This is a genomic window from Flavobacterium limnophilum, from assembly GCF_027111315.2.
Classification (GTDB): domain Bacteria; phylum Bacteroidota; class Bacteroidia; order Flavobacteriales; family Flavobacteriaceae; genus Flavobacterium; species Flavobacterium limnophilum.
The window spans coordinates 2,282,641-2,296,643 of record NZ_CP114289.2; the positions used below are offsets into that span (position 1 = coordinate 2,282,641).

Genomic DNA, 14,003 nt, shown 5'->3' on the forward strand with positions numbered 1-14,003 from the left:
GCTCTTTTATAACGGGAAGAGTTATTTGATTTCTTAAATTATAAAAAAAAATCTATGTAATTAATTTTTTAAAATCCTGATATCCAACTTTGTTTCCATTCTATGTTTTGAGATTTGCTCATTGTATTATTCTATAATTTATTCTCTTTCTAATATCGAATTTTCAATATTATCATAGGTAATAGTTTCTCGGTCAAACAATACAAATTCTTTACGAGGAAATAATGCTTGTAATTTTTCATTATCTTTTTCAAATCTATTTTCGGAAGAAGCAAAAAATATCTTGTTCACATTACTATTATTTATACAATCAAAAACATGTTTATCATTATCGTCTAGTGAGCTACCTATAATAACCATACTTCCTCTCAAATTTGAAAGTTCAGTAAAATTTCTTTTTAAATATAAACTATCATTAATTTCTTCAATTTTATTCTCATTTGTAAAAACACAAATCAAATCTTTAGATTCATTATCCAAAATCCCATCGATTATTTCATATAAAGCCTTATCACTTTCTTTTGTTATTTTATAAATACTTTTTTTGTCTTTATATAAATGAAAAGCGCCATGGAGAAAAAATAAATTTCTATTTATCTCAGGATTATATTTGAATAAAGATAGTGGTTCTGAAAAAGTAAAACCATCGTTAATTTCTAATTGTATTGAATTTGAGCGGAGTTCCTCATATAAAACCTCTAGACATTTTTTATAATTTTTAATATTTTTGGATTTTAATACATCACTCAATTGTTTTTCAAAATCGGTTTTAGTCAATTTACTAAAATCCTTTTCTAATATTTGTATTCCTTTACTATTAAAAATATCTTTCTTGTATGTAAAATAAATTTCTTTAATAGTTTTATACGTTTCAGAAGTTTGAATGTTTAAATCAATTTCTATAAATGGAATTGAATTGTTGAAAACAAGTAAGTTTTCATTTTTTTTATACTTCAAAAGCAGTAAGTATAAAAAAGGATCATAATTAAGTGAAAAATAAGTGGTGAAATTCTTAAAAAGCAATCCTATTCCGTTATTTTTTTCTTCATAAATATTTTTAATTGATTCTTTAACAATTGCAAAACACGCTTTAATAAAATCTTTTTTAACTTGATTGTTAATGAATGAATCTAAAAAATCTTTATCTGGATTATTGATGTTGTTTTTCAACCTACCAATTATCCCCTCAATATCATAATTATTATCTTCAATATTTAAACTATTGTATATGGGATTTAGTTCTTTCATAACATCAAAAATATTCTTATATCCAGTATTTACACCCAAAGAATAATTAAATCCATTACCTAATAATAGATGATTTTCTGTATTTTCAATTTCAGATAACATTTCCGAATATTTCACTAAACTATTACTCATGATTCTTTTTTTTTAGCTTCAATTGTTAGAAAGTTTTTCATCTAAATTCTTCTTTTCAGTATAAGTTCTAAATAAAAACATGGTCATTGAACCAGCCAAATTGACAGCAAGCTCACTATGTCTTAAACTTGGTTTTACATTGGTTTTGCTTTTTCCGTGAGCATCACCTAATTTATTTCGTAAAGCTCCCAAACCGGTTACAACACTTGTTACTCCACCAAGTATTTGTTTAAATATACCTTCATTATGTAGTTCAGGAGCTAGATTTAAGGATTTCGCCACCTCTTTATATAATACGGGAAGATCGGCACTTTCGTTATAGGGAATAGCTTGGTCGTCAAGAATGTGTTTTAAAACACTTTCGATTAAAGTTCTGGCAGATGTAATGGCTCCTTCGGGATCACTTTCTTTCCTTTCCAATGCTTTTTCCCATAAAGAATGAAGATGAACTTCGTTAAAAACAATTGTTTCATTTAAAGGCGATGTTTTTCCGCTTTCAAGATGAGAAAGTAAAATATTGAATTCACCCCAAATAAACTCTCTTCTCTCCTGATAGGTACTGTAACGCGCTTTTATAAATGTCCAAAACTGATCGATGGTACGATTAGCGTCAATCCATTTAGGCAGAAGATGAGAAATAGATTTGTTATCAACCAATTTTTTTCTGCTTTTAGTATAGGCATCTTTATCAAATCCATCACCAGTAGCACGCATAATTAAATGGTCTTGAAAGTATTGAACCAATTCAAAATCATTCAATAAATCTATATGTTTTAATTCATCATCCATTTAAACCAATCCCTTTTCAGTTTCAACTTTTGTCATTTTGGCTAACAATAAAACATTCAATTCTTCAAGTTTATCAATCATTTCTAGACTTTTAAAATTGTCTATTGCATTAGACATTATTGAAAATTTCATTAATATGTTTTCATGTGGAATTAATATTTTTAAATCTTTTATTTGACCTGGGGAAATATTTGCTTGATTTGCACTTCCTGTGGATCCATTCAACAGTTCAGTCTGAATTTCTTTGGAGGAGACATATTGATAAACAAACTCTTTATAATAAGAATGGACTGGAGATAGTTTGCTTACTCTTTGGTTTAACAGCGATGGAAAATTAAAGTAATATTTACCTACTTGACCAACTGCTGAATTTAATTGATTTGCTCCTGATCCCGTCATTGATATAAGGATATCGCCCTTTGTAATAATAATTCTATTAAGGGTTTTAGGTAGATTACCCATAAAATATTGAGTATCTTCTTGGATATATACATATGGAGCTTTTATGTTTTTTATTTTTAAAATTGGATATTTTCCAACATCATAAAATTCATCGCTCTTAAATGCATATCCATTAATAGTTTCAATCAAACTCCCTAAGTTGTTGTAATTCCACCCCTCAGGAATTTCCTTCTCCAATTCTTCACACCAGACCATTTTTCCACAATTACTTTTATAAGGCTTCCCTTTTTCATCAGGAAACTCAAAATCCACAAACCATTGTTTGTAAAGCGTTTGGGCAGTTTCTTCGAGTTTAGAAATAAGTTGATTATTGAGGGTAATACGGTTTCGAATGACTTTGTATTCACGGACTATTTCTAGTTGTTTTTCGGGAGACGGAATAGGTAATTTCATACCACAAAAATCTTCCCATTCCAAACTTCCTCTCACACCACCAACAGCATGAAAACAAGCTTCTCTATCAAATTCTGAACGAGTAAACCACATCATTAAATATTCAGGCAAAAGTTCGTCCGTATCTATTATTTCGAAAATTGGATAAGCTTGTGATATGATAGCCGGTTCATCTTCTGTATATAACGCAACAGGCATTTTCCTGTCACGTCTTACCTGCATAGTGCTACAAGCAAATTGACTTTTGCGTATGATTTTGTAATTCTCCATATCTGTTCCAATGATATTGGCAACAGATTTTATAAACTGCTTGGAAATACTAAGTCCTAACAATGCTTTTACTTTTAATCCCTTGTTCCGTTCGTCAACCAGACGAATGTAATTACCTATCGGCTTATAATTCGATTGCATAGCCCAATTCATTAAATACGTTTAACAAATCGTTTTTAGACTTCGTTTCGGCTCTCAAGAGTTCTGAAAACTCGGTTTGTAAAGCGATCATCTTATCATCAAAATCAATATTCTCATCGCGATTTACAAAAGTGATGTATTTGCTGGGTACCAAAGAAAAATCTTTAGCAACTATCGTTTCAAATGAAGCCGAATAACAAAATTCGGGAACATCTTTGTATTGACTTAAATTAGCTTGCCAATTATGGTAAGCTCCAGTTACATCTTTAATATTTTTCTCTGAAAACTGAATAAACTTTTTCTCAAATGGAATCCCCACTTCTCGCAAATCCATAAAAAGAATTTCATTTTGTCTGTCACGGTAGTTTCGGGTTTCATCCGGCAAGTGAACTGTTCTGGCTTTTTTGTTTTTGTTCAGAATCCAGAGCGTGACGCTGATATTGGTGGTATAAAACATATTTTGTGGCAAAATCACAATGGCTTCCACCAAATCGTTTTCAATCAGTTTTCTTCGAATTTTGTATTCTTCGCCACCGCCAGAAAGGGCACCATTGGCCAAGATAAAACCGGCTACGCCGTTTTCGGACAATTTACTTACCATATTCAGAATCCAGGCATAGTTGGCATTGCTGGTTGGCGGAATATCATAGCCTCTCCAGCGAGGATCATCTACCAGTTCATCACTGGCTCTCCAGTCTTTTTGGTTAAAAGGAGGGTTGGCCATTATATAATCGGCTTTCAAATCGGGGTGTTGGTCACGACCAAAAGTGTCGGCTGCCACATCACCCAAATTCGCCGAAATACCGCGAATGGCTAGGTTCATTTTGGCCAGTTTATAAGTAGTGGCCGTATATTCCTGTCCGTAAATGGAAATTTCTTTTTTGTTCCCGTGGTGGTTTTCAATAAACTTGATGGATTGCACAAACATGCCACCAGAACCGCAAGCGGGGTCATAGATAACCCCTTTGTAAGGTTCTATCATTTCGGCGATGAGGTTTACGATACTTTTTGGAGTGTAGAATTCACCTTTCCCTTTTCCTTCGGCCAAGGCAAACTTGCTCAGAAAATATTCATACACGCGACCCACAATATCAGTCTGCTTGTCCTTGATCGTGTCAATATTGTTGATGGTATCCAACAAAGCCGCCAATTTGCTCACATCCATATTCAGGCGAGAGAAATAATTGTCCGGCAAAGCGCCTTTCAGGGCAGGATTGTTCTTTTCTATGGTATGCAAAGCGGTGTCTATCTTCAGGGCAATATCGCTTTGCTTGGAATTTTCGATAATAAACGACCAACGGGATTCCTCCGGCAAAAAGAAAATGTTCGACATATTGTAGAATTCCTTCATCTCAAGATATTTCTCTTTTCCATCAGTTATCAATTCCTTACGTCGTTCTTCAAACTTGTCACTGGCAAATTTCAGGAAAATCAACCCCAGTACTACGTGCTTGTATTCTGATGATTCGACGGTTCCTCTTAGTTTGTTGGCGGAGTCCCAAAGGGTTTCTTCGATGCTTTTTTCTTTTTTGGGTTTAGCTTGTTTTGGGGTAACTTGTTTGGACATTGTAGTAGATGTTGTTTCTGAAAAATTATACTTTGCTAAGGTATTGAAAATAATTTCATACAGAATACGAGAAACCGTAAATGAGTAATTATTTTTTATTATTTCTCAAATTAATATTAACTTTTGCCATTAAGCCTATGTCATTCGATTTGGATTCAACCATCATTAAAGTTAATACTGCCAAAGCATTGTTTTCAATAACTTTATTTCATTGGGAATAATAAAAAAAAACAATGCAGCCACCATACTTTTAGTGACTGCATCGCAAAAATTACTCAAATTCATTGACAATTTTTAATTGCTTGGTCTGTACAATTCCACTTCGCAATCTCCAGCTTCGTTTTTTCCAAAAACTTGTTGATTGGAGGAAGTTTTACACAGCATATTGCCGGTATCACTACACTGGATGGATTGATTACAGGCTCCTGCAACTGGAAGCCAACCTTGAATGGCGGCAGGGGCTCTTTTTTTGGCAACATTCTCGGCATGGGAGGCAAAAGCTCCAGTAATGGCCAATGCAAATACCGCCATTGGCAGGATCATTTTTACAATACTCGTTTTCATAATAATTCAATTTAAATTTAAAATAGGATCTACTCTTTTTTACAGGTTTTCGATCTACTTCCTGATACTGGCCAGTATGTCATTGCGAGAATTCCTATTGGGAATTTCTCGATTTATTTTTAAATAAATCTCCAAGCGAATAAGCAACAATTTGATTGTCTATCAAGGCAAACAAATGCGAATCGGTAACAACGAAACTTCTCATTTTTTGACGATTATGGTGGTAAACATAAAAGCTGAACTGATATGAATTTTCCACAATATCATAAACATCAACTACGGAAGCCTGCTCCCACATTTTTTGGGATTCAAATTTCCCTTCCAAATTGGAGTGGACAAAAAGTAAATTGTTAAATACCGAACTGGAGACATTGACGGTAAATGGTGGCGCCGAAAATTGCTTTATGCCCCGTTCAGGCAAATAAGCTATTTTTAATTTGGCCACACTATTGGTGTCAATGGTCTTTCCACGATAAATTAATTTAAGATGGGGGTCTGAAACAATAAATTGATTTCTATAATAATACACATAAACCAGCTTTTGCAATGCTTGACTATAATGCAAACTGCCATCTGTATCAAAAACACCGTCAATTTGTTTTTGCAATAATTTGGGTGCCAACTGTACCTTGGCAGGATTCCCAAATTGGATAACACCTAGGGTATTTTCTCTTTTTTGGGTATCGCGAGTTCGTATGGCAATGACATCGTTGTGCATTATTGCTGCCGCTGAAAAATGGATATTTCGATACCTAATTAAGTTAGCTTTCCAATTTCCAATGGCTCCTTTAAAAATACAGGGAACTGTGCCGTCAAGAACATAAAAATAAGGAGGAACTACTTTGACTTGAATGGAACGAAAAGGAAAATTCACGTTATCAAGCTGGATCGTGTATTGTTTTCTATTTTTTAAGGTAGAGTCCAAAACCGTAATTCGTGAAGGGTCGGTATAATTCCCCAGATAAATTGTACCCTTTCCAGTACCGGCAAAATAATACGAGTTGTAACCCAGATCCTCTTGATGTTGTTTGTTGATGCGATGTGGAATAAAGCGACGAACAAAAGGATTACGATGATGGATAATTTCTTCGGAAGTCACGAAAAGCAGCATGACGATGGCAACACTGCCAACAAATAAAGCCGAAATCACAATCCAAAGACGATTCATTTTTGTGGAACTTGGGTCAGTCTCGAAAGCTGTCAACATATAAATTCCTACTATAGCCAAAACAACAAAGAAAATATTGAAGACGAGATGTTGTGTCCAGCTCATGTTTTCAAGAATGCCTCCACAAGAACAAGGAACAAAAGAACTGAAATTCAAAATGACGACAATATAAGTACTGAACAGAACCATTAAACTAAAAGCCGCATAAAGCCCCGTCAAACGACATTTTGGAAACACCAACAACAAGACAATGAATAGCTCAAGAAAAGGAGTGCCAAAAGCAACCCAATGGGCAAAAGCACTCAATAAGGGTGATTGTCCCAATTGCACCTGAAAGTTTTCAAAATCCAAAATTTTGCTCACTGCTGCATAAACAAACAACAATACATAAAGAAGTGCAATAATCTCGACAATAAGGTTTTGTGTCTTGGCAGCTAATTTCATAAAGCAATAGTTTATTTTGATTCCGTAAAATTCTGGATTTCAAAATAATAACAGTTGTCATTTTAGGACAAAAACTTTACTAAAACGGATAAGTTGTTATTAACTAAACCTAATCTTCTTGTTGAGGGGTAAATTCAACTTCATTTCGCTTGACTTCATAAGGGGAGAAACCAAAACGTTTTTTAAAGGATTTCGAAAAATTGGGGTAATTATTAAAACCATTCATTATTGATATATTTTTCAAAGGTATTTGGGTGTGTTCTATCATAAAACAAGCCCTTTTCAAACGCTCTTCATTATAAAATTGATAAATGCTGGTTTTAAAAAAATAACGAAAACCATCTTTCAATTTGTGCTCATTAGTACCAAATTTCCTGGCCAGTATTTTTAATGAAGGAAGTGGCTCTTCAAGATGGGCCAAAATATAATCATATAATTTCTGAATTAAAAATGCATCAACTTTTCTGGTTTTTAATTGTTTTTCATCTTCCTTTTTGAAAGCCATTGGATAATAAGTATCAGCCTTTTTAGGAGTAAAAAGATTCAATATAATTTCCGAACTTTTAATTAATCTTCCAACACTACAAGAAACAGAAATTGGCAGTTGGTCTTTTCTGGTAAAATCTAAAGTCACAACCTCAGGTATTGAAGTCTCGAATAATTTTTCGATTTGTTCCACTGAAGTCGTTGCAATAATATCGGTTAATGGCTGATTCATCAATTCACTTTCAGCATAACCCAAAAGAAGAATTAATTCTGGTGTAAAACTTTTAATGTAGTAATTTTTATCAAGTAGAATTGTAGTTTGAGTTATAAACTGATGGGTACTATGAGAATTAACAAAACCAAAATTAAAAAAGGACTCCTTCATTTCCTCCGCAACCATATTGATTAAGACAATTAATGTTTCCATTTCATCATTTTCATCATTATTGGTACTTAAAGGAATACGACTATTGAAATTACCTCTGGCCATTTCAAACAGCATTTGATGTATAGTAACAATTTGCGCTTGATTAGAAGGTTTATCCATAATAATACCATTTTTAGAATTTTATTTTTCCTTTTGCATTCCTTATTAATCATCTAAAAATACTACTTAGTTCTTTTCGATAAAATCTTTCAAATAATTCAAAGCAGCAGCTTTAGTTGTAAAAATTTGTGTAGGAACGGAAGGCTTGCTTACTTGTAAATAAAAAGTACTTATGGTCAATAGTACTTTTTCATGTGCTACAAGTGCAACGGCATGTGTCAGTACAGACCCAGATTGCGCCAAAAAATCCCTGCCAGCTTTATCGGTACCAACCACTCCCCGAATATCACATAAAACGGGAAAAGTTCTTTCTCGTTGAAAGTGTATCCTAGCTGTAACAACAAGTTGGGCTACTTTAAGGTCAATGAATGTTTTGGATTTATATTTAAAAAAGAGAATGCCTTCTTTTATCCAAAATTGGGCATAGTCATTCTCATAAAAGTCATGGGCTGCAAACATGTCTTATGAATTTAGTTTTGATTTAACAAAAATATAAACATTTACAAACACTGCAGTTGTTAATTTGGGATTATTTATTGCGTTTTGAGCATTTTGTTGTCAATTTAGGAATATTTCTTGTTACATTGGGAGTATTCATCCATATAATGCAAAAACTTTCATTTTTTATAATGACTTTTAGAATACTATTTTCAAAGACTATAAAAAATGGCAAAAATCAAACACAATAACTTCATCGATACAGTTGATGAAGTTTTATCGGGAGCAAAAAAAGAAGGTGTTTTACATCTATATGCAGAAAACAAAATTTTAACGGGTAGAACCATCCAAATCAAGGGTAAAGAAATGTTTCATTTCGGTACAACTGGATACCTTGGATTGGAACAAGACGACCGACTCAAAGAAGCAGCAATTCAAGCAATCCGAAATTATGGTACGCAATTCCCGCTTTCAAAATCCTATATTTCTCATCCGCTGTATAGCGAACTAGAAAGTAAAATCGAACAAATGTATGGCATCCCAGCCATCGTTACCAAAAATAGTACTTTAGGACATCTTGCCGTTATACCGACATTGATTCGGGATGAAGATGCGGTTATTATGGATCATCAAGTGCATTGGAGCGTTCAAAATGCTTGTCAATTACTGAAGTTGAGAGGAATTCCCGTGGAAATGATTCGTCACAGTAATTTGGAAATGTTGGAAGACAAGATCAAACAGCTGGCAACAAAATGTAACCTAATCTGGTATATAGCAGACGGTGTGTATTCGATGTTTGGAGATTATGCTCCAATACAAGAATTACTGAACTTGACTAAAAAATACCCTCAACTCCACCTCTATTTTGATGATGTCCATGGCATGAGCTGGAAAGGGGAAAATGGTACTGGTTTTGTTTTTGATGTCCTCAAGGAGCTCCCTGAAAACATTGTGGTAGTGGGAACTTTAAGTAAAACCTTTGGAGCTAGTGGCGCCACATTTTTTTGTAAAAACCAGAAACTAAGGGATAAAATTAAAAACTTTGGAGGTCCCTTAACGTTCTCGGCACAATTAGAGCCTGCTTCTGTGGGAGCTGCAATTGCTTCTGCCGACATCCACTTATCTCCTGAAATAATAATTCGCCAACAAGACTTGGCCGATAAAATCGCCTATTTTAACCAATTACTCTCTGAAGGAAACCTTCCCATAATTTCAAAAAATGATTCTCCAGTTTTCTTCTTGGGAATGGGAACGCCACTAACGGCTTATAATTTTGTACATCGTTTGTTCAAGGAGGGCTTCTTTCTGAACTTGGGAATTTATCCCGCAGTACCCATCAAGAATACAGGAATTAGAATTACCCTTTCGGCTCACAATCACAAACAAGACATTAAAGCATTGGCAGAAGCAATGGAATTCCATTTCCCCAAAGCATTGGAGGAAACGAACAACTCTGAATACAAAATAAGGAAAGCTTTTGGAATGCCTGTCGAAAAATTAGAAGTGATTTCAGAAACTCAAATGCAAGAACTCATCATTGAAGAAAAAAACACCATCGCTGATATGTCAAAATCAGATTGGAATCTTTGGATGGGAAAAGAAAATATTTTCGATTGGGAGGGAATGATGTATTTGGAAAACTCGTTTAAACAGAATCCAGACCCAACAAACCAATGGGATTTTTATTATTATACGGTCAAGGACAGTCTGGGCACCATACTTCTAATGACCTTTTGTACTTATGGTCTTTGGAAAGACGACATGTTGGCAACGGAATCCGTTTCCATACAACTGGAAGAACTAAGAAAAACAAACCCTCTTTATCTCACTTCAAAAGTACTGAGTATGGGGTCTTTGTTTACCGAAGGAAAACACTACTACATCAATCAAGAACATCCATTGGCTGAAAAAGCAGTGAAAGTACTGTTGGATAAATTGGAAGAAAAATACAATGCTTTAAATGCCGATATGCTGGTGTTGCGAGACTTTGAAGAAGACAACAAATTCGACAAAACAATACAAGAACAAGGTTATTTCAAAATAAATATGCCTGAATCCTGTGTCGTTGAAAACAAAAGCTGGACTACTTACGAGGAATACGCAAAAGAATTGTCCCCACGTTCCCGAAAACATTTCAGTAAAGAAATTTTGCCATTTGAAAGACATTTTGATGTGGTAATAAAAGACAAATTGGACAACACAGAAATCGAAAGAGCCTATCAACTGTACAATAACGTCAAAAATAATAACTATGCCATCAATACATTTCGCTACGGTATGGAAGTTTTTGAAAACATGAATAAAAGTCCCAACTGGGAATTTATCTTGTTGGCCTTGCATAACGACACAGAAACCCCGTTCGTTGGAGTAATGTTTTGCTACAAAAACTGTAATAATACTTATGTTCCCGAACTGGTGGGAATGGACTATAAATGGGCAAAAGAATACCAGCTCTATAGACAACTCCTGTTTCAAACCATTAAACGAGCCAATGCATTGCAGTTCCCAAAAATAGACTTTGGAGTATCGGCCTCCTTTGAAAAAAGAAAATTGGGCGCCAAAATAATTCCAAAAGTAGCTTATATTCAAGCTAGAGACAATTATGCCATGGAAGTAATGAATACGATGCAAAACGATTTTAAATCCCTCAAATAATAGCTTAGATCGACTGAACAATTAAAATTTTCACACGATGTTTAAAGATATAATTGAATCATTTAACGACACTTGCAACACAATTCTGGGAGCAAGTGAAACGATGCTGACCAAGGCCAGCAATGGAATCTTGGCATGCAACAAAACGTTGGCCGAATTAAAGGAAATAGTGGACAAGAAGGATTTTAATACCGTTCCAGAGGAAATTGATTTTTTCAAAAATGTCAAACCAATCCCCATGAGTTTATTAATTTACTTCACTGAAGTCCGTTCCTGTGAATTAAGGATGCCTAAAGCGGGTAATACCTATAAAATTCAATTCCTTCAAAAAGAATTGCGAAAAATCAACAAGTTCTTTCATCGCAATGCCGATTTTGTCCATTATATGGAACAAGGATACAGCTATCTGGATCATCAATTCTTTACCCGAAACCACCGAAACAATTTCCCGTTTACACCAATGACGGACTATTACCAGTTTCCAGAATTTTCAACTTCTCAAGATATGCTCTGGGCTAAAGTAAAAGCAATGTATCGGTTCATTCACTATATCCGCCAAGCACTGAAAAGGCTGAAAGTGCATGATTCCGATATTTTTGAAGAAAGAAGACACAAAGTATTGGTATGGACAGGACCAAAAACAGCTCTGACGGAATTAATCTATGCCTTATTTTCGAATGGGGCAATCAATCACGGCGCAGCGGACATCAACACGATTACGGATTCCTTTGAAGATTTTTTCAACATCAAATTGGAAAACGTATACAAAACCTACTCTGAAATAAAAGCACGCAAAAGCAGCAAGACCAAATTTTTGGAGGAGTTGACCTTAAATTTACAGCAAAAAATAGCCCGAGAGGATTCTTAATCCATTAGAAAATATGTAATATTTTCATTTGAAATTATTGGAGCGTCAAGGGACAAAAGATAATGCTTGGATTTACATCACTAAAATAAAAACTTGACTATCAGATTTACTCTACTTGTCAATCTAAAGTCTAAACCAATTTTGAATAATTTCATTTTCAATATTTCTTTTATTGATATGAATAAATTCATTTTTAACAGCATCATAGGTGTAGTCACTTCCCCATTCTTTAAAATGAGTTGCCACATATCCGATTGAATTACAGATGAACTCAATTTCAGCATTGGTCATTGCAGGATGTATGGACATCCGAATCCATCCCGGGCGATCGATAAGGCAGCCTTCCAAGATTTTTTGTTCAATGGATTTTGAGGTATCGTGATCCACATTTAAAAGATAATGCCCATAAGTTCCCGCACACGAACAGCCTCCTCTGGTTTGAATCCCAAATTTATCATTCAGCAATTTGACAATTAAATTATAATGAGCATCTTCAATGTAAAATGAAAATACGCCAAGTCTTTCCGTATGGTCTGGAGCAAGTATTTTCAAATTTTCAATTATTGAAAGCCTATTGAAAATAATGGCATTAAGTTCGTGCTCTCTATCGAGAATGTTTTGAATTCCCATTTCATCTTTTAACTTTATGGCAAGTGCTATTCGGATGGTTTGCAGAAAACCGGGAGTTCCACCGTCTTCGCGGGTTTCTATGTCATCAATGTAATCGTGGCCTCCCCACGGATTTGTGTATGTTACCGTTCCTCCTCCAGGATTATCAGGTACTAAATTTTTATACAGTTTTTTATGAAAAATTAAAACACCAGAAGTTCCAGGCCCTCCTAAAAATTTATGGGGAGAAAAAGTAATGGCATCCAAATATCGCTCATCATCGGGATGCATGTCCATAGGAACATAAGGAGCAGAACAGGCAAAATCCACAAAACACAAACCTTTGTGCTGATGCATTAATCGAGCAATTTCTTGATAATTGGTTCTAATTCCTGTCACATTGGAGCAGGCCGTTACTGCCGCAATTTTTATTGGACGGTCTTTATGTTCCTCCAACAATCTTTTAAGATCATTAAGACTTGGCAATCCATTTTCATCAGCTGCAATAACCCGAACTTTGGCAGTGGTCTCTAGCCAAGAAGTCTGATTGGAATGATGTTCCATGTGAGAAATAAAAACAATCGGGCGTTTTTCCTCTGGCACTGCGGTAGTTTCCTTTAAATTCTCGTTGAGTTTAATGCCCAATATCCGCTGAAACTTGTTGATGGCACCAGTCATTCCAGTTCCAGTCGTAATTAAAACATCTTCTTCCGAAGCATTGACATGCTCTTTGATAATGTTTCTTGCATTATGATAGGCATGTGTCATCACACTTCCTGTAATGGAAGTTTCGGTGTGGGTATTGGCTGTGTAGGGACCAATCTCCTTGAGCATTTTTTCTTCTATTGGCAAATAAAGTCTACCGCTGGCTGTCCAATCAGCGTAAATTATTTTTTTGATTCCATAAGGGGATTCAAATTCTTGATCCTTACCAATAATATTTTCTCTAAAGGGAGAAAAATAATCCTCCAATTTGGATGATTTTTTACTCAAATCAAAAGACTCTTCAATACAATTAGTATTCAAACTCATACTTTATCCAATAAATTCGCTAGTATCGAATTAAAACAAACTCAAAACCAACTGGTTAGTATTACCCAATTCATCTTATGTAATGCCTATTTATAAGCAATGCATTCAAAAAAATTATTGAGTAATGTTACGAAAAATTGTTGACTTTCGAAGATGGAATCACTGATTTTTAATTCTTTATAAATTATTG

Annotated in this window: 11 protein-coding genes; 2 read left to right on the plus strand and 9 right to left on the minus strand. The window is 34.5% G+C overall.

The window, feature by feature from the left end:
- Positions 1 to 138: 138 nt before the first annotated feature.
- From OZP13_RS09330 to OZP13_RS09365, 8 genes are all read right to left on the minus strand, one after another.
- Positions 139 to 1,380, minus strand: a complete 1,242-nt coding sequence (locus OZP13_RS09330) for a DUF4917 family protein (RefSeq protein WP_281296937.1) — start codon at positions 1,378 to 1,380, stop codon at positions 139 to 141.
- 18 nt (positions 1,381 to 1,398) lie between these two features.
- The gene (locus OZP13_RS09335) at positions 1,399 to 2,169 is read right to left on the minus strand and encodes an abortive infection family protein (RefSeq protein ID WP_281296938.1); all 771 of its coding nucleotides are present in this window, start codon (positions 2,167 to 2,169) and stop codon (positions 1,399 to 1,401) included.
- Complete coding sequence (locus OZP13_RS09340) at positions 2,170 to 3,447, minus strand: restriction endonuclease subunit S (RefSeq protein WP_281296939.1); 1,278 nt, start codon at positions 3,445 to 3,447, stop codon at positions 2,170 to 2,172.
- A complete protein-coding gene (locus OZP13_RS09345) occupies positions 3,419 to 5,002 on the minus strand; it encodes a type I restriction-modification system subunit M (RefSeq protein WP_281296940.1) in 1,584 nt (527 codons plus the stop codon). The genes OZP13_RS09340 and OZP13_RS09345 overlap by 29 nt, the downstream gene beginning before the upstream one ends.
- A 294-nt stretch (positions 5,003 to 5,296) precedes the next feature.
- On the minus strand, positions 5,297 to 5,566 hold the full coding sequence (locus tag OZP13_RS09350) for a DUF6520 family protein (protein ID WP_281296941.1): 270 nt from the start codon (positions 5,564 to 5,566) through the stop codon (positions 5,297 to 5,299).
- A 94-nt stretch (positions 5,567 to 5,660) separates the two neighbouring features.
- A complete protein-coding gene (locus tag OZP13_RS09355; RefSeq protein ID WP_269239864.1) occupies positions 5,661 to 7,178 on the minus strand; it encodes a MauE/DoxX family redox-associated membrane protein in 1,518 nt (505 codons plus the stop codon).
- A 109-nt stretch (positions 7,179 to 7,287) separates the two neighbouring features.
- A complete protein-coding gene (locus OZP13_RS09360) occupies positions 7,288 to 8,211 on the minus strand; it encodes a helix-turn-helix domain-containing protein (protein ID WP_281296942.1) in 924 nt (307 codons plus the stop codon).
- A 66-nt stretch (positions 8,212 to 8,277) separates the two neighbouring features.
- The gene (locus tag OZP13_RS09365) at positions 8,278 to 8,670 is read right to left on the minus strand and encodes a DUF7793 family protein (protein ID WP_281296943.1); all 393 of its coding nucleotides are present in this window, start codon (positions 8,668 to 8,670) and stop codon (positions 8,278 to 8,280) included.
- 207 nt (positions 8,671 to 8,877) lie between these two features.
- Here OZP13_RS09365 and OZP13_RS09370 point away from each other — a divergent pair, with 207 nt between their 5' ends.
- Positions 8,878 to 11,304, plus strand: a complete 2,427-nt coding sequence (locus tag OZP13_RS09370) for an aminotransferase class I/II-fold pyridoxal phosphate-dependent enzyme (protein ID WP_281296944.1) — start codon at positions 8,878 to 8,880, stop codon at positions 11,302 to 11,304.
- Positions 11,305 to 11,341: 37 nt separating this feature from the next.
- Positions 11,342 to 12,172 (plus strand): RteC domain-containing protein, encoded by an 831-nt coding sequence (locus OZP13_RS09375; protein ID WP_269239877.1) that lies wholly within the window; start codon positions 11,342 to 11,344, stop codon positions 12,170 to 12,172.
- A gap of 123 nt (positions 12,173 to 12,295) precedes the next feature.
- Here OZP13_RS09375 and OZP13_RS09380 read toward each other — a convergent pair whose 3' ends face one another.
- The gene (locus OZP13_RS09380) at positions 12,296 to 13,813 is read right to left on the minus strand and encodes an aminotransferase class V-fold PLP-dependent enzyme (protein ID WP_281296945.1); all 1,518 of its coding nucleotides are present in this window, start codon (positions 13,811 to 13,813) and stop codon (positions 12,296 to 12,298) included.
- Positions 13,814 to 14,003: the final 190 nt, after the last annotated feature.